The sequence below is a fragment of the bacterium genome (assembly GCA_036524115.1).
In the GTDB taxonomy this organism is placed as follows: Bacteria; JAUVQV01; JAUVQV01; order JAUVQV01; family DATDCY01; genus DATDCY01.
This window is the reverse complement of record DATDCY010000211.1, coordinates 1-22,036: the sequence shown is the minus strand read 5'-3', so window position 1 is coordinate 22,036 and position 22,036 is coordinate 1. Positions and strand designations below refer to the sequence as shown.

The window sequence follows — 22,036 nt, the reverse complement described above, 5'->3', positions numbered from 1 at the left end:
GCACCCGTGGCACCCGTCGCGCCAACGTCACCAGTGACACCTTGGATGCCCTGCGGACCCATCGGACCGGTGGCACCCGTTTCACCCTGGATGCCCTGCAGTCCAGTTGCACCGGTGGCGCCCGTGGCTCCGACGTTCCCGATCACACCTTGGATGCCCTGCGGACCAGTCGCACCGGTCTCACCCTGAACGCCCTGCGCACCTGTCGCACCGGTTGCACCCGTGGCTCCGACGTCCCCGGTCACACCCTGGATGCCCTGCGGACCCATCGGACCAGTGGCGCCCGTTTCACCCTGGATGCCCTGCAGTCCGCTTGCACCGGTCGCGCCCTGCGGACCCGTCGCACCGACATCACCCGTTGCGCCCTGCGCACCCGTGGCGCCCGTCGCGCCCGTCGCGCCAACGTCGCCAGTGACCCCCGGGATGCCCTGCGGACCCATCGGACCGGTGGCACCCGTCTCGCCCCGGATGCCCTGCGGACCTATCGCACCGACATCACCAGTTACGCCCTGTATCCCCTGTGGCCCAGTCGCCCCGGTCTCACCTTGAATGCCCTGCGCTCCAGTTGCACCGGTGGCGCCCGTGGCTCCGACGTTCCCGATCACACCTTGGATGCCCTGCGGACCAGTCGCACCGGTCTCACCCTGAACGCCCTGAACGCCCGTCGCGCCCGTCGCGCCGACATCACCTGTTGCGCCCTGGATGCCCTGCGGACCCGTCGCGCCGACATCACCTGTTGCGCCCTGCGCACCCTGTGGCCCAGTCGCGCCGGTCTCACCCTGCGCACCAGTTGCGCCCGTAACACCAACGTCACCAGTCACACCCTGGATACCCTGCGGACCCGTCGGCCCAAGAGCACCCGTCGCGCCTTGGATGCCCTGCGGCCCGGCCGCACCGGTCGCGCCCGCCGGCCCCGCCGGCCCCGGCACCGTCGAGTCAGCGCCCGCCGGACCCTGCGCTCCGGTGGCGCCCGCTGCACCCGTCGCACCCGTCGGGCCGACCTCGCCAGCGGCTCCCGTTGGACCCTGTGGACCGGCCGGGCCAACCTCACCTTGTGCACCCGTCGCGCCCGCCGGCCCCGCGGGACCGGGGACCATCGAGTCGGCACCCGTGGGACCCGGTGCGCCTGTCGCCCCCGCCGGCCCCGCGGGCCCCGGGACCGTCGAGTCAGCGCCCGTCGGCCCCTGCGCTCCCGTGGGGCCGACGTCACCCGCAGCACCGGTGGCACCCGTGGCGCCTGTAGTGCCCTGGGCGCCGGTCGGCCCCGCAGGCCCGGCGACATCACTCGTCGCGCTCCAGAGAGCGTACGGGACCGCGGTGAACGCCTTGCGCCCGAGGACGCGAGCCCCCCGACGGACCTCGACCCACATCTGCTGCGAGAACTCGACGTTGTACGTGCTGAAGGGGACCTTCGTCCCGAGGCTGGTCGAGATGTAGCCCCCGCTGTCGACGCGAAGCTTCTTGGTCTCGCTCCAGAGCCACGTCCCTCCGCGGCTGCGGTCCCAGAGCAGGAACCTGAAGTTGGCGACCGTGTTCGGGGCGAGCTTTGTCCTGAACTTGAAGGGAATGGAGCGGTACGGGGTGAAGCTCCACGACGGGACGGCCGCGGGGCCCGCCACCAGCGCCAACGACAGGAGGGCCGCCAGGAACGGGACACAGCGTGACTTACAGCGAAGAGCGATCATGCGCATCCCCCCGTCCTGCACTCACGGACCGGCCAACCGTCCGCCCCGATCCGTCCCCGTCCCTTCGCGGGCGGACCAATCCCCTCTCCCCCGAAGACACTGTCTATTACTACCACAAGTCCCACAAATTGATACACTTAGCGCCGATGCAGACTGTGGAAAGCTCCGGCGCGGCGAACATGCGCCAACCTGGTTGCCGCACCCGATTCCGCGTCATGCTCGGCGTTCTCCTGGCCGCCGCCGTCACCGCCGTCTATGCAAACCACTTCGGCAACGGATTCCACTTCGACGATTCCCACACGATCGTCAACAATGCCTTCATCAGGAACCCCGGGCACATCTGGCGCTTCTTCACCGACGCATCGACGTCGAGCTCCCTCCCCGCAAACCAGACCTACCGGCCGCTCGTCACGACCACGCTCGCGATGGACTACGCGATCGGCGGGGGCCTGGCTCCGTGGGCCTTCCACCTCTCGATCTTCGCACTCTTCCTGCTGCAGGGGCTCGCCATGTTCTTCCTCTTCCGTCGCGTCCTCGCCGCCACCTTCCCTGCAGCCACGGCCGAGGCCACCGCCTACGCCGCCGTGGCGATCTATCTTCTGCACCCGGCGAACGCCGAGACGGTGAACTACGTCATCGCCCGGTCCGACACGCTGTCGACGCTCGGCATCGTCCTGGCCCTGGCGCTCTACGCCTGCTCCCCGCGCTCCCGGGCGACGCACGCCTACCTGCTCCCGGCGGCGCTCGGCATGCTGGCCAAGGCAGTCGCCTTCGTCTTCGCGCCGCTGTTGCTGCTCTACGAGACCCTCATCGGCGGCCGGATCGCCAGTCGCGGCGGCAGCGCCCGCGGCGGCGCCCGCGCTGTCCGCGCCGCGCTCCCCTCGTTCGTCCTCGTCCTCGCCATGCTCTGGCTCATCCGCGCGCTGTCGCCGCCCGCATGGCAACCCGGCGGCACCTCGCGATACGCGTACTTCATCACCCAGCCGTTCGTGATCCTCCACTACTTCACCAGCTTCTTCCTGCCCCTCGGCCTGAGCGCGGACACCGACTGGGTGCCCCTCGGCTCGATCGCCGACCCGCGCGCCGCAGCCGGGTTCGCCTTCCTGGCGCTCCTCGTCGCGGCCGCCGTGCTCGCCGGGCGCCGGCCCCGCTGGCGCCCCGTCTCGTTCGGCCTGGGCTGGTTCCTCATCGGCCTGGCCCCGACGAGCTTCGTCTTCCCGCTCGCCGAGGTGCTCAACGACCACCGGGTCTTCCTGCCGTACGTCGGGCTGACGCTCGCGGTCGCGGCTGGGGGGGCGCTGCTGCTGGAGCGCGTGGCGGCGTCCAGCGCCAGGCCGGCGCTGGTGCGGCGCGCCGCGGCGGCCGCCCTCGCCGGCCTGCTCTGCGGCGCCGGGCTCTGGACCGTCCGCCGCAACGCGGTCTGGCGCACCGACGAGTCGCTCTGGCGGGACGTGACGCTCAAGAGCCCGAAGAACGGCCGCGGCTGGATGAACTACGGCCTCGCGCTCATGTCGAGGGGTGAGTACGCCGGCGCCGAGGAAGCCTTCAGGAAGGCCCTCGCCCTCACGCCGAACTACTCCTACGTCCACGTCAACCTCGGCGTCGTCGAGGCGGCGACCAACCGGCCGAAGGAAGCCGAGGAGTCGTTCCGCCGCGCCCTCGCGCTGGGCCCGGACCGGCCCGCGCCCTACTATTTCTTCGCGCGCTTCCTCGCGAGCCGGCAACGCCCGGCGGAGGCCGTGCCGCTCCTGCGCACGGCGCTCGGCATCTCGCCGGCCGATCTCGATTCGCGGCACCTGCTCCTGAACATTCTGCGGGAGGGAGCCGACGTCGCGGAGCTCGAGACCCTGGCGCAGGAGACGCTGCGCATCGCGCCGGGAGACGCGGTGGCGACCGCGGCGCTCACGGCAGCGCGGCAGCGCGCCGCGGCCCCGGGGCCGGTGCCGCCCCCGGAGCCCGCAACCCCCGAGGAGTGGGTGAACCTCAGTCTCCGGGAGTACCGCGCGAAGCGCTTTCGCGAGAGCATCCGGGCCGCCGAGAGGGCTCTCGCCCTGCGCCCCGGCTACGACGTCGCATACAACAACATCTGCGCGGCCTACAACGAGCTCGGCGAATGGGACCATGCGATCGCCGCGGGGGAGAAGGCGCTCGCCCTCAACCCGTCGAACACCCTGGCGCGCAACAACCTCGCCTGGAGCCGCAAGCGCAAGGCCGAGACGCGTTGAGGCAGGGGGCGCGGCCGGGCTAACGCGGCGGACGCGGGCCCAACGCGGCGGCGAGCGCCTCCTCGAGCGGCGTCGCCGCGCCGATCAACCGGGGCAGATCGCTCGCCGGCGGCGGCGCCCGCCGGGCGCCCGCGATGGAGCGCACGCTGTCCGCCCCCACGGGGAACGGGATGCCAAGGCGCTCCATTCCCGAGAGCAGCCGCTCGGCCGCCGCGGTCGGGACGGGGACGAAGAGCCGCCGGCGCCCCGCCAGCCGGGCCAGCGTCCCGAGCAGCCGGCGCATCGTCACCTGCTCGCCGCTGACGAGGTTCCAGGATCCGCGCAAGCCGCCCTCGAGGACCTCGGTCATCGCGGCGACGAAGTCCGCCTCCGCGACCACCGGGACCAGGTCCTCCCCGCCCGCGAGCAGCGGGATCACCGGCGACGAGAGCACCCTGTCCATGACGCGCCCGAACATGCCCCCTCGCCCGAGCACCAGGCCGGGACGGACGACCGTCTCGCCCGCGTCGAGGAAGAGCGGCTCCACGGCGCGCTTGACGCGGCCGTACGCCGACGCCCCGGCCGCCTGCGCCGAGGCGGAGCTGATGAAGACCTGGTGCCGGACGCCGGCCGCCCGCGCCGCGATGAACAGCGCCCGCGTCCCCTCGACGTTCAGCACGTGCGTGCCCCCGCCGAACGCGTGGGCGCCGTGCACGACGCAGACGATGCCCTCGAGGGCGCGGCCGTCGAAGGGCTCCCCCAGGCGGAAGCGCAGCGCCCCGGGCGGCGGCACGCCCGTGCCGGACGACGTCACGGCCACCCGGTGTCCCCGACTCTTCCACGCCGACGCCAGTCGCGAGCCGAGGAACCCCGTGCCGCCCGTGATCAGGACGTTCACGGCCGGCCGCCCCGCGCCAGCGCCGCGATGCGCGCCGCGTTCGCCATGATGGTGAACGTCAGGTTCTTCGCCGGCAGCGTCGGCACGCAGGCGCCGTCGACGACGAAGACCCTCGCGCTGCCCCCGAGGCGCCCGTCGACGCCGGTCTCGTAGCGTCCCGGCGCGGCCTTCATGGGGAGCGTGCCCGCGTAGTGCAGCCCGCTGCCGATCGGCGCCTGCCGGCAGAGGACGTCCGCGCCGAGAAGACCGATGCGCCGGAAGGCCGCGACGAGCCGCCGGGCGCCGCTCCCGGGGCGTGGCGGGGCGTGGCGCAGCCGCAGCGCCCCGCTGGGCGCGAGCTGCAGGAAATTGCCCGGGTCGGGACGATCGGGGTGGAAGAGCATGACCACGGCCATCGCCGGCGCGAGATACTTGGCCAGGCAGACCGCCGCCGGGACCGGCGCGGGAAGCTCGAAGAGCGCGTCCGACCGCAGCGGCCCGGTCGTCCCGTAGAGCGTGCCCTGGAGGGTCTCGCCGTCCCCCGCGCCGGGCTGCACGATGATGTTGAGCTGGCCGAGCGAGCTGTCATTCGGGTCGAGGGCGGCGCCGATCCGCCCCGGGCTGAGCAGCGGGACGAGCGTCACCGGATTGTCGAGGAGCGGCAGGCGGCTCGCGTGGTCGCCGGCGGAAGCCAGGACGATGCGGGCGCTGTTGAGCGCGCCGGCGGCCAGGAACAGCCGCCGCGCCACGAAGGTCTCCTCGCCGCCGGCCGCGAGATCGCGCGCAGACACCTCCACGCGGTCGGCGTGCTCGGCGAACCGCGTGACGAGCACGCCGGGCCGGTACGCGACCTCGCCCGCCGACACCATCTCGCGCAGCGTGAACGCCGGGTTGTAGATCGAGGGGTCGTGCGGCTTGAAGAACTCGAGGTTGTCGTGCCGGTAGGCCGGGCGTCCGCGGTGCTCCCGCGTGAGGACGGCGAGCCTGGGGCGGCCGACCACGATGCCGCGGCGGCGGAACTCCGGCAGGTGGCGCCGGTAGCGCGCGGAGACGTCGGCGGCGATGCCCGAGAGGCGCAGCGGCGGCAGCAACCCGGCCGCGCCGCCGAACCAGGGATCGAGGTCGTCGCTCTCGCCGCTGATGCCGATCAGCCGCGTCAGCTCGTCGTAATGCGGCTCGAGGTCTGCGGCCCGGATCGGGAAGCCCGCGAGGTCCTCGTCCGTGAAGCGGTAGACCCCCGCGCCCCAGGCGTTGGCGAGACCGCCCTCGGCGAGGCTGATCGTCGCCTCGAAACCCTCCGACAGCACGGGCGCGAGGCGCTCCCCGTCCCTGATGACGTAGGCCATGCCCGGCGACTTGAGCTTGAGGCTGACCGCGCGGCCGCGGAGATTGCGCAGGCCCTCGAAGCCGGCGCCGATCAGCTGCTCGAAGAGGTCCTCCCGCGAGCGGCGCAGCTCGTAGAGGTTGCCGTCGAGGCCCGGCAGCGGCCCGGGACGATTGCCGACATCGAGGACGAGGACGCGCTCGCCGCGCAGCCCGCGGGCGCAGATCACGCCCCCGGGGCCCGAGCCGACGACGATCGCGTCAAGCAAGATCGTGCCTCCAGATCAGATAGCGGCCCCGCGCGCGCTTCCACGCCGTCCGGAGCGCCGCGCCGACCAGCCCCGCCGCGGCCCGCACCCGGCCGGGCCGCTCGTTGACGAAGCGCGGATAGTAGGCCGCGCGGACCTCCACCAGGAAGCAGAGCACCTGCAGCTTCGTGGTGAGCAGGTGCCGGCGCCCCTGGGCCCGGAAGACGCACTCGACCGCTTCCGCGTCGAGGCGCCGGCGCACGATGCGCTGCACGGAGCGCTCCTGCGCCGCCGGCGCGTCCCCGACGACCGCCTCGTGGGCCCGCGCGTAGCGCTCCGCGACCTCCGGCGGTATCTCGCCGCCGAAGAGCGCCCCATGGAGGAACGCCGCCTCGGCCGCCAGCGCCGACCGCTCGCGCGCGCTCATCGCCGCGGCACGGCCGCGACCTTGCGCAGCCGCAGGTGCCAGTGGATGGCGCAGAGGCGGTCGCACGGCCGCAGGAGCGCGTCCAGCGCGCCGAATGCCGGCGCGAGGGGACGCGGCACGAGGCTCCTGAGGTTCACCCCGCCGGAGAGCAGGTAGCCGAGCCACGGCAGGTATTCGCGGCGCTCGAGCGCGAGGTCCGGCCAGCCTTCGCGGAACCGCGCCGCGTCCCGGAAGAAGACGATCCAGGAGAGCGCCTGGTTTGCGGCGCCCAGCGGGTCCCCGGCGGGGAACTCCCAGCGCGCGGCGCGGTCGTCGTAGGGCTCGGGGTGGATCCGCCCGAAGAAGAAGCGGGCGAACGGCGTGTGGGTCTCCTCGACCATGCCGATGACCCCGCCCGGCGCCAGCACGCGGCGGGCCTCCGTGAGGAAGCGCCCGACGTCCGGGATGTGGTGGAAGACGTGGGTCAGCAGCAGCGCGCGCACCGTCCCGTCGCCGAAGGGCAACGCACGGCCGTCGGCCACCAGGTCCGCCGCCCCGGCCACCACGTCGGTCGTCACCACCTCCGGGCGCAGCCGCTTGATGTAGCTCAGCCCGCTCCCGAGCTCGACGATCAGCCCGCCCGCGCCCGGCACGCTGTCGGCGTCCTCGAGGAGCCGCCGGTACCAGAGGTCGTAGCACCGCCGGACGAGCGGCTTGCCCGCGATCATCCGTCGCTGCGCCTCGAACCACGCCGCCGTGCCCGGCGCCAGGCCGCGCAGCGCGGGGTCGCGCAGCCGGCGCGACGCGGCCGCGAGGGACGGCTCGCCGCTCATGCCCGCTCGCCCCGGCGCGCGGTGAACACCACGCTGCGCTGGACGGTGAAGCTCACGAGGAAGAGGAGCGTCTCGACGAGGAACTTGGCGAGGACGACGTCGACGCCGGCCTCGGCCAGCGCCCTGATCGCCAGGTACGCGACGCCGCCGAGCAGGGCGAGCAGGGCCGCGTACCTGAGCAGGGCCGGCGGCACGCGGCCGCTGCTGCGGAAGACCAGGTTCCGGTTGACCACGAAGTTGAGGCTGCCGGCGACCGCGCGCGCCACGACCATGCTCCGGAGCAGGCCGGCGCCCAGCGCGGTCGCGAGCGCGAAGACCGCGAAATCGACGAGGCTCGCCAGCGCCGAGGAGAACGAGAAGCGCAGCAGCAGGAAGTAGATCCGCATCGAGTCCGCGAGCGGGTTGAAGTGCGAGGAGCGGTTGTCCTGGAGGTACACCGTCGAGATGCCGACCTCGCGGATGCCGGCGATGCGATGCGCCTCGACCAGCACGTTCATCTCGTACTCGTAGCGCTCTCCCTCGAGCGCGAGGAACCGCGGCACGAGCGCGAGCGGGAAGCAGCGCAGCCCCGACTGGGTGTCGGCGATGCGCGTGCCCACGACGAGCCGGAAGACGCCGCGGGTGATGACGTTGCCGAGGAGACTCCGCAGCGGCACCGAGCGGCCGAACGAGCGCGACCCGAGCACCAGGGCGTCCGGCCGCCCGAGGAAGGAGGCGACGACCGCCGCCACGTCCGCCGCCAGGTGCTGGCCGTCGGCGTCGACGGTGACGACGCCGGCCGCGTCCGGCCACGCCTGGAGGATGTGGTTGAGCCCCGTCTTGAGCGCCCGCCCCTTGCCGAGGTTCACCGCATGCGCCAGCAGCGCCACCTGCGGCAGCGTGCGCAGCCGCGCGAACACCGGGGCGCTCGCCGGGCCGCTGCCGTCGTCGACGACGACGATCCGCGCGAAGCCCCGGTCGATCAGCGCGGCGACGACGGCAAGCAGCATCTCGTCCGGGTTGTACGCGGGGATGAGGACGACGACGTCCGCGAGCGGGCGCTCCGGAGCGGGCCGCGACGCCCCGCCGCCCGTCGCCTGCGGTCTCCCGTGCCGCTCGTCCGCCGTATCCATGTGCAGCGGTTGCATCCGCCGACATTATGAGCACGCAGGGGCCCGACGCTGTCAAGAGCGGCCCTGGCGTGGCGTCGTCCCCCGCCGATTGACATCGCACAGCGACGGGTGTGGAATGCCTCCGGTCCGCGCTGGCGCGGGGCGGCCGCGGGGGATGGCGATGAGGAAGATGTGCTGGCTGCCTGGCCTGGCCCTGGCCGCGGTCCATCTGGCCGCCCTTTCCGCCGCGGCGGCCGAACGCAGCGGCACCATCCGGTTCAACATCTCGCTGGCCACCCCGGCGGACGCCTCCTCGGCGAAGCTCTGGTTCCCGTACCCCACGTCCGACCTGGACCAGGAGATCACGGGGCTGACCTTCTCCGGCACGTACTCGAACTTCAGCCTCTCGCGGGAGGCCCGGAGTGGCGCCCTCTACCTGTACACCGAGTGGAGGCGCCCGGCCGGGAAGCCGACCCTCACGGTCTCGTTCCACGCCAAGGCCCGGGAGCGGAAGGCGCCGCGCCTCGCCGAGCGCGGAGGGGCGATCCCTCCCGACGTGGCGAAGTACGTCCGGGCCGAGTTCTGGATCCCGTCGGACGACGCGAAGATCGTCGCGCTGGCCGCGAAGATCGTGGAGGGCAAGTCCGGGATCCTCGCGCGGGCGCGGGCGGTCTACGACTGGACGGTGGAGAACACGCGGCGGGACCCCGACGTCCCCGGCTGCGGAACCGGGAGGGTCCAGGCGACCCTCGCGTCCCGGAGCGGGAAGTGCGCGGACATCAGCTCCGTCTTCGTCGCGCTGGCGCGCGCCACGGGCGTGCCGGCGCGGGAGGTCTTCGGCCTGCGGCTCGGCCAGCCGGGCGAGACCGACGTCACGGACGGGCACCACTGCTGGGCGGAGTTCTACCTCCCCGGCACGGGCTGGGTGCCCGTCGACCCCGCGGACGTGCGCAAGATCATGCTCGCGCGCAACCTCGACCTGGCCGCAGCCCGTCCCTACCGCGACTACTATTTCGGCGCGGTCGACCAGTACCGCATCGTGCTGCACAAGGGGGGGCGGGGGGTCGCCTTCGCGGAGGGCAACCTCGAGAAGGTCAACTACTTCATGTACCCGTACGCGGAGATCGACGGAAGGCCGCTCGATTACTGCCGCCCGAAGACGTTCAGCTTCACCGTCGCGTTCCACGAGGACTGACCGCAGGCCCTTCTCCGGCCGGATCGCCCATCGAGCATGCGCACGAGCATCGCCTTCAGGCTCAACCTCATCGTCCTGCTGGTGGTGCTCGCGCTCGGCTCCGTCCTCGGCGCCCTCTCGGTCCTCGAGCAGCGGGCCATCCTGCGCGGCGAACTGGACCGGCGCATGCAGTTCATGGGCGAGTACCTGGCCCGCGCCGTGGCGGAGGCCGCCGCCCGCCAGGACACGGAGACCATGAACGCGATCCTGCGGGGCGCGACCCTCGACCGGGAAGTCACGTACCTCATGGTCAAGTCGCGGGAGGGCGAGATCCAGGCCGCCCACTGGCAGTCGGACGTGCGCGGAGCGGTGAAGGAATACACCTTCCCCGTGGCGCCGCCGCCCGCCGCCGGCGCGGGCGCCGAGCCGGCGTTCGGCCCGGTGAGCACGCCGGTGACAAGCGGGGCGATCGCCCAGCTCGCGCTCGGGATCAGCCTGGAACCGATGGGGAAGGTCCTGGCCCGGCACATCTGGCGGACGGCGGCCCTGCTCGCCGCCGCCGTGGCGCTCGCGCTGGTGCTCGGCAGCGTCTTCGTCCGGGTGCTGCACCGCCAATCGTTCCTGCCGCTGCTCGCCGGCATCAAGGCGATCGGGGACGGCGACCTCTCGCGCCGGATCGTCCCGGACCGGCACGCGGAGATCGGCGAGATCGGCCGGGCCTTCAACGAGATGGCGGCCCGCCTCTCCTCGACGCTGATCACCAAGGCGGGCCTGGAGTTCGCGGTGCACCAGCGCACGGCGGACCTGGAGGCCGCCCTCCAGGAGCGGATCCTGATCCAGACGGAGCTCGCCGAACGCGAGGAGCGGATCCGCCTGCTCCTGGACTCCACGGCGGAGGCAATCTACGGCATCGACCCGGAGGGCACCTGCACCTTCTGCAACCCGGCCTGCTGCCGCATCCTCGGCCACGGGAAGCCGGAGGACCTGACGGGCCGGAAGATCCACGATCTCATCCACCACTCCCGGGAGGACGGCTCGCCCCACCCGTCGGAGGAATGCCGGCTCCGCGACGTCGTCAGGACGGGCGCGGCCTACCACGCGGCCGACGAGGTCCTCTGGCGAAGCGACGGTTCGCCGGTGCACGTCGAGTGCTGGAGCCACCCGGTGCTCCACGACGGGCAGATCAGCGGCGCGGTGGTCACGTTCGTGGAGATCACCGAGCGGCGCAAGCTGGAGGAACAGCTCGTCCAGGCGCAGAAGCTCGAGGGCATCGGCATCCTTGCGGGCGGGATCGCGCACGACTTCAACAACCTGCTCTCGCCGATCCTCGGCTTCGCGGACCTCACGCTGCTGCGGCTCGAGCCCGGCCACCCCGCCCGCAGGAGCCTCGAGTCCGTGGTCGAGTCCGCCAAGCGCGCGGCCGATCTCACGCGCCAGATCCTCGCCTTCAGCCGCAGGCAGGTCCTCCAGAAGAAGGTCCTGAACCTCAACGACGAGATCCTCGCCGTCGGCAGGATGGTCAAGCGGATCATCGGCGAGGACATCGACGTGCGCCTGAACCTCACCGCCGAGCTGCCCCCGATCGAGGCCGACCCGACGCAGATCCAGCAGGTGCTCCTCAACCTGGCGGTGAACGCCCGGGACGCGATGCCGGCGGGCGGCCGCCTCACGGTCGAGACGGGCGTCGCGCGGATCGACGGATCCTCCCCCTGGCTCGCGCGCGGGCTCGACGGGGAGCGGTGCATCGTCCTCACCGTGAGCGACACGGGATGCGGCATGGACGAGCGCACCCGGCAACGCGTCTTCGAGCCGTTCTTCACCACCAAGGCCGCTGGAAGAGGGACGGGGCTGGGGCTCTCGACCGTCCACGGCATCGTCAAGCAGCACGGCGGCGACATCGCCGTCTACAGCGAGCCGGGCCACGGCACGACCTTCCGCGTCTACCTGCCGGTCGCCGAAGCCGCGGTGCCCGCGGGGAGCGAGACGCCGGCCGCCGCGGGGCCGCCGCGCGGGAACGGGGCCGTGCTGCTCGTCGAGGACGACGAGGGCGTCCGCACCTTCATGGCCGCGGCGCTGGCCGAGTACGGCTACGGCGTGACGGCCGTCGCCAGCCCCGCCGAGGCGCTCGCGGCGGCGCCGGGAGCCACGATCGACCTCGTCATCTCGGACGTCGTCATGCCGGGAATGAGCGGGCCGGAACTGTGCCGCAGGCTCGCGGAGCTGCGCCCGGGGATCAGGGTCCTCTACATCTCCGGGTACCCCTCGGGCGCGGGCGCGCTGGACCGGCTTCTGGACAAGGGCACGCCGCTGCTGCAGAAGCCCTTCACCGTCGGGGCGCTCCTGCAGGCCGTCCGCGACACGATCGGGACGCCCGCGGCCGGCTGACGCCGCGGGGTGAGGCCGCGGCGGTCCCCTATCCGGTCCCCCGAGCTTTCGAGAACGCGCGGACCTCGGCCATGGTCTTCGCGGCGCAGTCGGGACAGTAGCCGTGGCTGAAGACCGCGTCCGAGTGCTCGCTGATGAAGGTCTCCATCTGCTTCCACGCGTCCTTGTCGTCGCGGATCTTCTTGCAGACCGAGCAGATCGGCAGGATCCCCTGCAGCGTCTTGACCTGTGCCATCGCCGCCTGCAGCTCGGCGATCAGGCGCTCGCGCTCGAGCACTGCGGAGACGGCCCGCTCGCGCCCGCGCACCAGCGACCACGTCAGCCAGGACAGCAGCAGGCTGATGATCACGCCGACGAACCCGATGAGCGCCGGCCGCCCGGCGTCGATGCGGCGCTCGAGCCCCGCGAGCGCGCGGACGGCGACCGTCCAGCGGCGGCCGGCGATCTCGATCTCGCCCACCGAGGTCACCCCCGCGGGCGAGGGCGACACGGCCTGACGGCTCCCGTCCGAGTCGTACATCAGCGTCTCGGTCGACGCATCGGACCCGTCGTAGATCTCGATGTCGAGGTCGCTCGCGCGCTCGCCGTGGATCCCCTGCATCAGGTCGTCCATGCGAAACGGGGAATAGGCCCACCCGAGGATATGTGCGCGGCGCTGCGCGGGCGTGTCGTGCGGCAGGTTGTTGCGGTAGACCGGCAGGTACAGCAGGAAGCCCGCCTGCTCGCGGCCGCCCGCCTCCTGCACGAGCCGCACCTTGCCCGACATCGCCATGGCGCCGGTGTCGCGCGCGCGCTCCATCGCGGCGCGGCGGACGGGCTCGGAGTACATGTCATAGCCGAAGGCGCGCAGGTTGCGGTCCGCGAACGGCTCGAGGTAGACGATGGATGTGTACGGATCCCGCTGCCCCTCGGGGCGGATCGCGTACGCGCGGAAGCCTTCCGCCCGGACCGCGGCCTCGTGCTCGCCCCTGCGTGCAGCGGGCACGATGAGCGAGTAGCCGACGCCCTGGATGCCGGGGTAGTGCTCGGCGAGGCGCTGGGCCGCGACGTAGGTCTTGAACTCGTCCCGCTCGACGGTGTCGGAGGCCAGGTAGAGCGCCTGCACCCCCTGCAGCACCTGCTGGTAGGCCTGCATGCGCTGCACGATGCGGGTGGTCGCCTCGCGGACGCGGAAATCGAAGTAATTGTCCCGGGCCACCGCGAGCGCGTGCGCCGCCGAATGCCAGACGAGCCAGGTGACGAGCAGCGAGGATGCGAGGACGAGCCAGGGCGAATGGTGCAGGATCCTCTGCCCGACCCGCGGCCAGCGGGCCGAAGAAACCGCTGGCGCGGCCCCTCCCCATTCGATTCGACGGCGATTCGTGTCGGGTTCGCTCACGCGTGGACGCCTCCCTGGCTGCGGCCAACGGCCGTCCGGATGGTGACCGACGAGACTAGTATACCCCGAAGGCGCGGCGATGCCGGGGCGGCGGAATGCTGATTCGCTAAAGCCTCAGTGTCCAAGGGCGGACCGCAGTCGGAGCACGGATTGCAGATCGGCACCCTCGAACATGGGGACGTGGGGTAGTATCCTGGGAGCCGGGCCCGGGCGACGTCATGGAGGATGTGCAGCGGCTGGGCGTATCATCGGGTGAGCGGTGCTGCCATGGGCAAGGAACGCGATCTCCTGGAAGACTACTTCCGCCAGGTGCCTCTCTTCAGGCACCTGCCCAGGAAGCACGCCGAGATCATCCTCCGCGACTTCGCGATTCGGCGCGCACGGAAGGGGGATGTCCTCGTCACGCAGGGTGAGGAGGGCACCGAGCTCTACATCATCCTCCAGGGAGGCGTCCGGGTCGTCCTGGAAAGCGGCGAGGGGGAGGAGTTCGTCCTCAACGAGATGCCCGCAGGGAGTTTCTTCGGCGAGGTCAGCCTGATCGACGCCGAGTCGCGCTCGGCGACCGTGATCGCCGACCGCGACACGGTCCTCGCCGTGCTGCGGCGCGAGCGGCTGCTCGATGCCATCCGCGACGAGCCGCGGATCGCCCTCGACCTGCTCAAGGCCCTGGCCCGGATCGTGCGCCGGTCCACGGAGCGCGAGGGGCGTCTGGCGTTTCTCGACGTGCGCGAGCGGCTCTGCCGGCTCTTCCTGCAGGAGGCGGCGGTCGCGGGGACACGGACACCCGAGGGCTTCCTCCGAATCGCGAAACGATCGCACCGGGACCTGTCCACGAGGATCGGGGCGTCACGCGAGTCCGTGACCAAGGTCCTCAAGGCCCTGGCGCGGGACGGGCTGCTCCGAGAGGAGGAGAACGCGCTCCTGATCTCCGTGCGCATCTGCCAGGACGGGCCACAGCGCCCGCCCCGCGCCGGCGGCTCTACTGGACGAGGATCCCCTTGAACTCGACGAGGTACTCGTTCTCCGCGGTGAAGGCACCCTGGTACGTCCCCTGGCCAGTGCATCCCTCGTAGAGGCCGGTGCACTTCACGAACCTCCAGTCCCCGGACAAGGTCGTCAGGGGCTTGCCTTCCGGCGAAAGCACGGTCTTGATGGCGCCGGTTATCTTGACCACGTTTTCGTTGCCGTCCTTGGAGAGGATGAAGTAGCCGTTCTGCGAGCCGTTGCCCTTGGTGAGGTCGTAGATGGCGACGCCCCGGGCCTTCGCCCCGTCCATGATGACCCACTTCCCCGTGTTGGCGTTCGTGCCGTTCGACTCCCCGAGCATGAGAATGTGCCCCTCGACATCGCCGGCCGGGACGACCTCCCGCTTCGTGATCGTCAACTTCGACTTGCCGGATATGGCGTTGACCTGCGCCTGCGCCTCCGCGACGAACGCCACCGCTCCCATGACCGCCGCCAGAGCCATGATCCCTTTGATCCACGTCGTTCGCATTGCCATTCCCCCCCCGCGCTGTCTGGTCGTGAGTTTCCGGCGCCGCTGGACTCCCGGCCGCCTCACCAGCGGCCCCTTGCCGATCCCCCTTTCTCGTCCGTCTGGCGCCCTGCCTTCTGTGGCCAAGCTAGGACGCGCGGAGGTGGGGGGGAAGGTACTATTACCCGGCTGCTCAATTTTCCAGGTGCAGGACCCGGGACGCGGCGAGAGGGAATCAACTCTCCATGAGGGCGCGCACCTGGGCCGCCCGTCTCCCGATCCCCTTGGACTCGAAGAGGGCGATCGCTTCGCCGTAGTGCTCGCGCGCCGCGCTCTCGTCGCCGCGGAGGCGGCAGATCCGGCCCCAGTCGATCTGCACGTGGGCCATCCCCATCAGATTCTGCCCCGACTCGTAGAGCCCAAGGCTGCGCGTGAGGTACGCCTCCGCGCCGTCGAAGTCCGGCGGGGCGTCCGTCGCGAGGATCCGGGCCAACGCGCGGCCGGCGTGAGCCTCGGCCCAGATGCCGCCGGTCTTGGATGAGACCTCGACCGCCTTCTCCGCGAACGCTCGGGCCTCCTTCCGCCGGCCGAGCCCGAGGGCGATGTCAGCCCTCCGGGCGAGGAACTGGTCCATGTAGATGAGCTGCTCGCCGAGTTTCGCCGCAAGGGCGAAGCAGCGCTCCATCTGCTCCGCGGCCTCGCTGAACCGCCCGCCCAGCGCCAGATCCCAGGCCCAGATCCCGCGCGAGAAGTAGTGGAGGACCATGTCGCCGGTGCTCAGGCTCACCTCGATGGCCCGGTTGGCGTGCGCGTCGGATCGCTCGCGCGCTGCGGGGCCATGGTCCTGGTAGACGCTCAACCCGCTCAGGATCAGGTGCGCCGTGGCAACCGGCCCCGAGGCGCTGATCGTCTGGAGTATCTCGATGGCGCGCTCTTCCTCGGCGCGCGCGCCGGCGAGGTCCCCCATGTGGAGCATGGCATAGCCGAGCATGCTTCGCGCCCTGCCGTGCAGGAGGCTGTCCCCATCCCTCTCGAAGGCTGCAATCGCCTGCCCGAGGAGCTGCCGTCCCCGCCCCAGGTGCCCCTGGAGCACGAGAGCGCTGCCGATCGAGAAGGAAGGCATGTCGAGGAGCTCCGGAGCCTGCAGTTCGGCCGCGACGGCGAGGACCTTGGAGTGGTACGCGATCGCCTCGGACATCCGGTTCGCGAACACGAGTTGGGTCCCGGTGCAGTAGTGGACCCGCGCGAGGCGAAGCCGGTCGCCGCCGGGGCTCGCGTCCGGAGCCGGGAGCGAGCCGGCGAGGTCCTCGGCCGTCTTGAGCCGCTCCAGCAGCTCTCGCGGCGGCATCCCCATGTAGTTGGCCTTCGCGAGGCTGACGGTCGTGTCGACGCGCCGTCCGGCGACCTCTGGATCCCCGGGGAGCCGCTCGAGGGCCAGCAGTGCATGGCCATAGTCGGCGCGTGCCTCGGCTTGCGCGAACAGACGGGCCGCCGCGTCCCCGGAGCGCACGAGGTAGTCCGCGGCCCGACCCCAGGCCTCGCCTTTGAGGAAGTGCTCGCCGATGATCCGCGTGAACTCGCCGATCCTCCCGGCGAAGAGCTCCTCCATCACCTCGCCCACGCGCCGGTGCAGCTCCGCGCGCCGCGGGGCGAGGAGGCTCGCGTAGGCCACCTCCTGCGTCAGGGCGTGGCGGAACATGTACTCCAGCTCCGGGTCGCTCGCACGCTTCCGAATCAGGTCCTCGCGCTCCATCTGCCCCAGGCCCTCGTCGATCCCCCCGTCCTCGTCAGTCATCCGGTGCAGGACCCGGTAGAGAAAGATCCGTCCAATCACGGACGCGCGCTGCGCCAGCTGCCGCGTCCCGGTGGGGAGGCGGTCGAGGCGCGACATCAGCAGTCCGTGGAGCGTGTCGGGCACGACGACCCGCCCGATCGCCGCCCCGATCTTCCACCGGCCATCCCCGGGGCGCACCAGGGCGCCCTGCTCGATCAGGCTGCGGATCGTCTCCTCGACGTAGAACGGGTTGCCCTCGGCCCGCCGCACCACGAGGTCCCGCAATTCCTCCGGGATCTCCTCGAGAGAGAGCAGCCGCGAGGCCATCTCGGCGGCGCCCGCCTCCGTGAGCGGCGCCAGGGCCAGGTCGGTGAAGTGCGTCGCGTAGCGCTCCCTGGCCGCGACGACGGCGGGCGACCCGCCCGCCACCGGGCGCCCGACCAGCGTGATCGCCAGTGGGAGCCGCTGCGCGAGCGGAAAGAGGTGCTCGAGCAGCTCGTGGGACGCCACGTCGGCCCAGTGCAGGTCCTCGATCACGAGTACCGTCGGGCAGTCCATGGCGAGGGTGGTGAAGATCTCCTCCACGAGGGCGAAGAGCCGGTCGCGCAGCCCCTTCGCGGGAATGCCCGCCAGCAGGGTGCGCTCTTCGTCCGCGAGACCCAGCCCCATGAGGTTCGCGAAGACCGCGCGCGCTTCGGCGTCGCCGGGAAAGAACCGACCGACGGCCGAGTCGAGCCGGCGGCGGACCGCGCCCTCGTTCTGCTCCTCGTCGATCCCGGCGTAGCGGCGCAAGAGGTCGAGGAAGGGCCCGTAGGCGAGGGCCGCCGTGAAGGGCAGGCAGCGCCCCTCGATCCAGTTCACGCTGCCGCCGCGCCGCAGCCTGTCGTGCCACTCGTCCATGAGGCGCGACTTGCCGATCCCGGCCTCCCCGGTCACGGCGACGAGGCGCCCGTGCCCCGCGCCCAGGTCGACGGCGATGCGCTCCAACTCCCGGAGCTCCGCCTCGCGGCCGACGAACACCGGCGTCAGGTCCGTCAACCCCCGCGTCTTGCGGTGGTCGAGCCTGGCCTGCTCCAGCTCGTAGACCACGAGCGGCCGGGTCTTGCCCTTGACCTGGATCGGCTCCATCGCCAGGAACGAGAAGGCGTCCCGGGCGAGGCGGTAGGTGTCGCGGCTCACGTAGATCGTCCCCGGCGGCGCCGCCTCACCGAGCCGGGCGGCGGTGTTGACGGTGTCGCCCACCACGCGGTAGGACATCTGGAGCCCGGAGAATCCCGCGATCACCTCGCCGGTATTGACCCCGACGTGCAGTTCCAGCTCGCGGCCGAGCCTCCCCCGCCACTGGTGATCGAGTCCCGCCATGGTGCGGCGCATCTCCAGCGCGGCGCGCAGGGCCCGCTCCGCGTCGTCCTCGTGCGCGAGCGGCGCGCCGAAGACCGCCATCACGGCGTCGCCGATGAACTTGTCGACGTAGCCCTCGTAATGGTAGACCGGCGCGGAGAGCTCGCGCAGCACCGCGTCCGTGAACGCGGCGACCTCCTCCTGGTCGCGACCCTCGCAGAGCGCGGTGAAGCCCGTGATGTCCGCGAAGACCACCGTCACCTGGCGGCGCTCCTCCCCGATCCGGCCGAGTCCGCCAAGCTTCTCGGCAAGGGCGGGCGGGATGTGGCGATGGGCCCACGCCGAGAGGTCCGGTGGCTGCGGGCCCACAACAGGGGGGGCGGCAGCCCCTTGGCGCAACGCCGCGACCCGAGCGCGGAGCGTCGAAATCGTGAGGTCGACCACTGCATCGCCGAGGAGCGCGCGTTGTGCCTCCTGGGCGGCGATGGCTGCGTTCAGTCGCTCAACCTCCCCGCCGGGGGCATCGTCGCTTCCCATGTGACATATATACTCTTTTCACAATAGTACAAGGCGGGAAGGAAAGAGGCAGGGAACGCGACTCGAGCGGTCATGGGAGGCGGAGCAGAGCGGTCCAATCGGACCTGCGGTGGAATGGGTTGCGCGCGGCGCTCGGGGGAGGCAGCGACGTCAGCCGCGCCGGAGGGGGGCCTGCCCCCCTCTGGAAGCGCACGCCGATGATTCCCGGCCGGCGAAGGGCGGGTCGTGCGCTTGGCGTCCCCAGGGGGATTCGAACCCCCGTTCCCGCCGTGAAAGGGCGGTGTCCTGGGCCGGGCTAGACGATGGGGACCCGGTTCCTGGTGAGCCGCGTTGGGATCGAACCAACGACCCTCTGCTTAAAAGGCAGATGCTCTACCACTGAGCTAGCGGCCCGCACAGAAGGGGGTTTATAACGCAGGGGTCACGATAAGTCAATTTTGCCCCCCTTGCCAGGGCGTGACCGTGGCTTCCTAGCGGCGGTAGGGATCGCCGACCTCGATCGTGTCCTCGCGGCCCGCGCCGGTCGACACGAGCTTGAAGCGGCACTCCGCGATGTCCTCCAGCAGCTTGACGTAGTCGCGCGCCTCGCGCGGCAGCTTCGCGAGGCTGCGCACGCCGGCGGTCGGCCTCGACCACCCCTTGACCGTCCTGTAGACCGGTGTCGCGCCGCGCCACTCCGCCAGCCCGTAGGGCATCTCCTTGATCGTCGCGCCCTTGTAGCGGTACGCGACGCAGACCTTGATCTCCGGGAAGCCGTCAAGGACGTCGAGCTTCGTCAGCGCCAGGCTCGTCAGGCCGTTGACGCGCCGCGAGTAGCGCGCGACGACGCCGTCGAACCAGCCGCAGCGGCGCGGCCGCCCCGTCGTGGCGCCGTACTCGCTGCCGCCCTCGCGCAGCCGCTCGCTGAGCGCGCCGCTCAGCTCCGTCGGGAACGGCCCCTCGCCGACGCGCGTCGTGTAGGCCTTGATCACGCCGATCACCGCGTCCACCGCGGTCGGCCCGACGCCGCCGCCCGTGCAGGCGCCGCCGGCGACCGCGTTCGAGGAGGTCACGAACGGGTAGGTGCCGTGGTCGACGTCCAGCATCGTCCCCTGCGCGCCCTCGAACAGCACGCTCCTGCCGGCGCGCCCCGCCTCGTCGGCGATGCGCGAGACGTCCGCGACGAACGGCGCGATCAGCTTGCCGAACGCGAGGCAGCGCTTGTAGATCGGCGCGGCCTTCATCGGCGCGATCCCGTAGATCTCCTTGTAGAGGTAGTTCTTCTCCGCGATGTTGTGCGCGAGCTTGTCCCGGAAGACCTCCGGGTCCATGAGGTCCGCCACCCGGATGCCGATGCGCGCGACCTTGTCGACGTAGGCCGGCCCGATCCCGCGGCCGGTGGTGCCGATCTTGCGCTTGCCGCGCAGCTTCTCGCTCTCGTGGTCGATCGTCTTGTGGTACGGCATGATCAGGTGCGTCTCGGGGGCGATCTTCAGCCGCGTCCCGATCTTCACGCCGCGCGCGATGAGCTTCTCGACCTCGGCGAGGAAGGCCTCGGGGTCGAGCACCATGCCGCCGCCGAGGAAGCAGCGCTTCTTCGCGTGCAGGATCCCGGAGGGGATGAGGTGGAGCACGAACTTCTCCCCGCCGACGATGATCGTGTGCCCGGCGTTGTTCCCGCCGGCGTAGCGCACCACGATGTCCGCCCGGTCGGTGAGCAGATCGACGATCTTCCCCTTGCCCTCGTCGCCCCACTGGGCGCCCACCACGATCAGCGTCGGCATCGTCCCTTTCCCCCTGACACCCCTCGTCCGCCCGTTCGTCCACGCCTTGCGGGGACGCCGGATTTTCCCATCAAAACTCGCGGGATTCGATTATCCGCACCCCCCGGGCGGGGTGTCAAGCGAAAAGGGGCACCCAGATCCGCGCGTACGCGCGGATCCAGTAGAGCAGCAGACATCTCAACCACGGGAAGCAGTCTGGTTTCGCTCCAGGCCAGGTGACACGCCTGCTTCCGCTGATCCGCGCGTTACGCGCGGAATTGGGGTCACCGTCCGCCCAGTTCGACGAGGCCGCCGGCTCGGACCGTGATGAAGAAGGGACGGCGCTCGATCCTTCCGCCGGGCGCCACCCTGACCGGGCCGAGGACCGTGGGAACCTCGCCCAGCGCCCCGAGCGCGTCCAGGGTCCCGCGAGGCGTCGCCGCCCCGCCGCGCAGCGCCGCCGCGAGCAGCTCCACGGCGGCGCACGCCTGCGCGGCCGCCGGGCCGGGGTCGTCGCCGTGCCGTTCGCGGTACCGCTGCACGAAGTCCGCGGCCGCCGGCTGGTCGCTGCCCGCGAAGAACCCGTCGGCGATGAGCGCCCCCTCGGCGTAGCCCCCCGCGAGTCGGGGGAACTCCGGGACGTCGAGCGCGCTGCCGCCGAGGACGGCCACCTCCCGGGGATCGAGCCCGAGGTAGGCCAGCCGCGGCAGGATCATCCCGGCCTCCACCGCCGACCCCGCGAGGAAGATCGCGTCGACGGCGGGGGCGCCTTCCGCGCCGTCCGGCAGCAGCTCCTTCACGAGGGCCGCGGACCACGGAACGAGGTCGCGCAGGCCGGGCGGGTACTCGCGGACCACCGGCACCCGGGCGCCGCGCGCCTCGAGCGCCTGCCGGAAGGCGCCCGCGAGGGAGCGGCCGTACGGCTGCGCGGGGAGCAGGATCGCCACGTTCGGCGCCCCGAGCCTGCCCACCGCGTACTCGGCGAGCGCCGCGGCGAACGCCTCGAGCGTCAGGCACGTGCGGAAGAAGACCGTGCTCCCCTCGCCGAGCCCCGCGGCGCCCGCGGTCGGCGAGATCAGCGGGAGGGCGCGGCGCTCGGCCGCCGCGATCGCCTTCCCGGCCGCGCCCGAGAGCAGCGGCCCCACGATCGCGACCACGCCCTCGCTGTCGACCAGCTCGGTGATGACCGCCGCGGGGTCGGCCCCGTTCTCCTCGCGCACGACAGCCTCGAGCGCGAACGGGCGCTCTCCCCGCGGGTCCTCCATGCACAGCTGCGCCCCGCGGCGGGCCTCGACGCCGAACCCCTTGCGCGGCCCCTCCGAGGGGAAGAGGAGGCCGACGCGGCGGATGGGCTTCCCCGGCTCCTTCTCGGCAGACGCCTCGGCGGGAACGTCCGCGACCGTCGCTGGCGCCGGTGTCTGCGGCCGGGCGGCGGGGACCGGAGCCGGCGCGAGCGGGCGCGCCGCGGGGACCGGCGGCGGCGACGGTGGCTTTGCGGCGGGCTGAACGACGACCGGAGGCGGCGCGACCGGAGGCGCCTTCTGCCTTGGGGCGGACGCTCCTT

At 71.9% G+C, this 22,036-nt stretch carries 14 protein-coding genes, 2 tRNA genes and 1 pseudogene; 4 read left to right on the top strand and 13 right to left on the bottom strand.

From position 1 onward, the window contains the following. Nucleotides 1-1,265: pseudogene (locus tag VI078_10410) on the bottom strand (collagen-like protein). A gap of 635 nt (nucleotides 1,266-1,900) precedes the next feature. Between VI078_10410 and VI078_10405 the strand changes: the two are divergent. Continuing rightward, nucleotides 1,901-3,910 carry a tetratricopeptide repeat protein gene (locus tag VI078_10405; GenBank protein HEY5999692.1) on the top strand — a complete coding sequence of 670 codons (2,010 nt, stop codon included), beginning with the start codon at nucleotides 1,901-1,903 and terminating at the stop codon, nucleotides 3,908-3,910. Nucleotides 3,911-3,929: 19 nt separating this feature from the next. Here the strand turns inward: VI078_10405 and VI078_10400 are convergent, their stop codons facing one another. The 5 genes from VI078_10400 to VI078_10380 are packed head-to-tail and all read right to left on the bottom strand — an operon-like array spanning nucleotide 3,930 to nucleotide 8,703. Beyond that, nucleotides 3,930-4,787, bottom strand: coding sequence for an NAD(P)-dependent oxidoreductase (locus tag VI078_10400; protein HEY5999691.1), 858 nt, complete (start codon nucleotides 4,785-4,787; stop codon nucleotides 3,930-3,932). Then, the gene (locus VI078_10395) at nucleotides 4,784-6,358 is read right to left on the bottom strand and encodes a GMC oxidoreductase (protein HEY5999690.1); all 1,575 of its coding nucleotides are present in this window, start codon (nucleotides 6,356-6,358) and stop codon (nucleotides 4,784-4,786) included. The genes VI078_10400 and VI078_10395 overlap by 4 nt, the downstream gene beginning before the upstream one ends. After that, nucleotides 6,351-6,764: a hypothetical protein gene (locus VI078_10390; protein HEY5999689.1), complete on the bottom strand. Its 414-nt coding sequence runs from the start codon at nucleotides 6,762-6,764 to the stop codon at nucleotides 6,351-6,353. Before VI078_10390 ends, VI078_10395 begins: the two co-directional genes overlap by 8 nt. Beyond that, nucleotides 6,761-7,576, bottom strand: coding sequence for a class I SAM-dependent methyltransferase (locus VI078_10385; GenBank protein ID HEY5999688.1), 816 nt, complete (start codon nucleotides 7,574-7,576; stop codon nucleotides 6,761-6,763). The genes VI078_10390 and VI078_10385 overlap by 4 nt, the downstream gene beginning before the upstream one ends. After that, nucleotides 7,573-8,703, bottom strand: a complete 1,131-nt coding sequence (locus VI078_10380) for a glycosyltransferase (GenBank protein HEY5999687.1) — start codon at nucleotides 8,701-8,703, stop codon at nucleotides 7,573-7,575. Before VI078_10380 ends, VI078_10385 begins: the two co-directional genes overlap by 4 nt. A gap of 145 nt (nucleotides 8,704-8,848) precedes the next feature. Between VI078_10380 and VI078_10375 the strand changes: the two genes are divergently transcribed. Together VI078_10375 and VI078_10370 are read left to right on the top strand one after the other, a co-directional pair. Beyond that, on the top strand, nucleotides 8,849-9,862 hold the full coding sequence (locus tag VI078_10375) for a transglutaminase domain-containing protein (protein HEY5999686.1): 1,014 nt from the start codon (nucleotides 8,849-8,851) through the stop codon (nucleotides 9,860-9,862). Between the two features lie 36 nt (nucleotides 9,863-9,898). Beyond that, complete coding sequence (locus VI078_10370; protein HEY5999685.1) at nucleotides 9,899-12,226, top strand: ATP-binding protein; 2,328 nt, start codon at nucleotides 9,899-9,901, stop codon at nucleotides 12,224-12,226. Between the two features lie 28 nt (nucleotides 12,227-12,254). Here the strand turns inward: VI078_10370 and VI078_10365 are convergent, their stop codons facing one another. After that, on the bottom strand, nucleotides 12,255-13,604 hold the full coding sequence (locus VI078_10365) for a CHASE domain-containing protein (GenBank protein ID HEY5999684.1): 1,350 nt from the start codon (nucleotides 13,602-13,604) through the stop codon (nucleotides 12,255-12,257). A 267-nt stretch (nucleotides 13,605-13,871) separates the two neighbouring features. On the opposite strand from VI078_10365, the gene VI078_10360 reads away from it, so the two are divergent. Then, nucleotides 13,872-14,606, top strand: coding sequence for a Crp/Fnr family transcriptional regulator (locus tag VI078_10360; GenBank protein ID HEY5999683.1), 735 nt, complete (start codon nucleotides 13,872-13,874; stop codon nucleotides 14,604-14,606). On the opposite strand, the gene VI078_10355 is transcribed toward VI078_10360, so the two are convergent. From VI078_10355 to VI078_10330, 6 genes are all read right to left on the bottom strand, one after another. After that, nucleotides 14,584-15,099, bottom strand: coding sequence for a hypothetical protein (locus VI078_10355; protein ID HEY5999682.1), 516 nt, complete (start codon nucleotides 15,097-15,099; stop codon nucleotides 14,584-14,586). The two genes, VI078_10360 and VI078_10355, sit on opposite strands and share 23 nt — an antisense overlap. 214 nt (nucleotides 15,100-15,313) lie before the next feature. Then, nucleotides 15,314-18,730, bottom strand: a complete 3,417-nt coding sequence (locus VI078_10350; GenBank protein ID HEY5999681.1) for an adenylate/guanylate cyclase domain-containing protein — start codon at nucleotides 18,728-18,730, stop codon at nucleotides 15,314-15,316. 232 nt (nucleotides 18,731-18,962) lie between these two features. Next, a tRNA-Glu gene (locus tag VI078_10345) sits at nucleotides 18,963-19,040 on the bottom strand. 8 nt (nucleotides 19,041-19,048) lie between these two features. Beyond that, nucleotides 19,049-19,123, bottom strand: a tRNA-Lys gene (locus tag VI078_10340). 77 nt (nucleotides 19,124-19,200) lie between these two features. Continuing rightward, the gene (locus tag VI078_10335) at nucleotides 19,201-20,493 is read right to left on the bottom strand and encodes an adenylosuccinate synthase (GenBank protein HEY5999680.1); all 1,293 of its coding nucleotides are present in this window, start codon (nucleotides 20,491-20,493) and stop codon (nucleotides 19,201-19,203) included. 263 nt (nucleotides 20,494-20,756) lie between these two features. Further along, on the bottom strand, nucleotides 20,757-22,036 hold a 1,280-nt coding region (locus tag VI078_10330), incomplete at its 5' end, for an ABC transporter substrate-binding protein (GenBank protein ID HEY5999679.1).

Coding starts and splice junctions, on each gene's coding strand:
- VI078_10380 (HEY5999687.1), bottom strand. CDS start 8,703: ATGCAACCGCTGCACATGGATACGGCGGACGAGCGGCACGGGAGACCG.
- VI078_10350 (HEY5999681.1), bottom strand. CDS start 18,730: ATGGGAAGCGACGATGCCCCCGGCGGGGAGGTTGAGCGACTGAACGCA.
- VI078_10360 (HEY5999683.1), top strand. CDS start 13,872: ATGGGCAAGGAACGCGATCTCCTGGAAGACTACTTCCGCCAGGTGCCT.
- VI078_10370 (HEY5999685.1), top strand. CDS start 9,899: ATGCGCACGAGCATCGCCTTCAGGCTCAACCTCATCGTCCTGCTGGTG.
- VI078_10355 (HEY5999682.1), bottom strand. CDS start 15,099: ATGCGAACGACGTGGATCAAAGGGATCATGGCTCTGGCGGCGGTCATG.
- VI078_10375 (HEY5999686.1), top strand. CDS start 8,849: ATGAGGAAGATGTGCTGGCTGCCTGGCCTGGCCCTGGCCGCGGTCCAT.
- VI078_10405 (HEY5999692.1), top strand. CDS start 1,901: ATGCTCGGCGTTCTCCTGGCCGCCGCCGTCACCGCCGTCTATGCAAAC.
- VI078_10390 (HEY5999689.1), bottom strand. CDS start 6,764: ATGAGCGCGCGCGAGCGGTCGGCGCTGGCGGCCGAGGCGGCGTTCCTC.
- VI078_10385 (HEY5999688.1), bottom strand. CDS start 7,576: ATGAGCGGCGAGCCGTCCCTCGCGGCCGCGTCGCGCCGGCTGCGCGAC.
- VI078_10335 (HEY5999680.1), bottom strand. CDS start 20,493: ATGCCGACGCTGATCGTGGTGGGCGCCCAGTGGGGCGACGAGGGCAAG.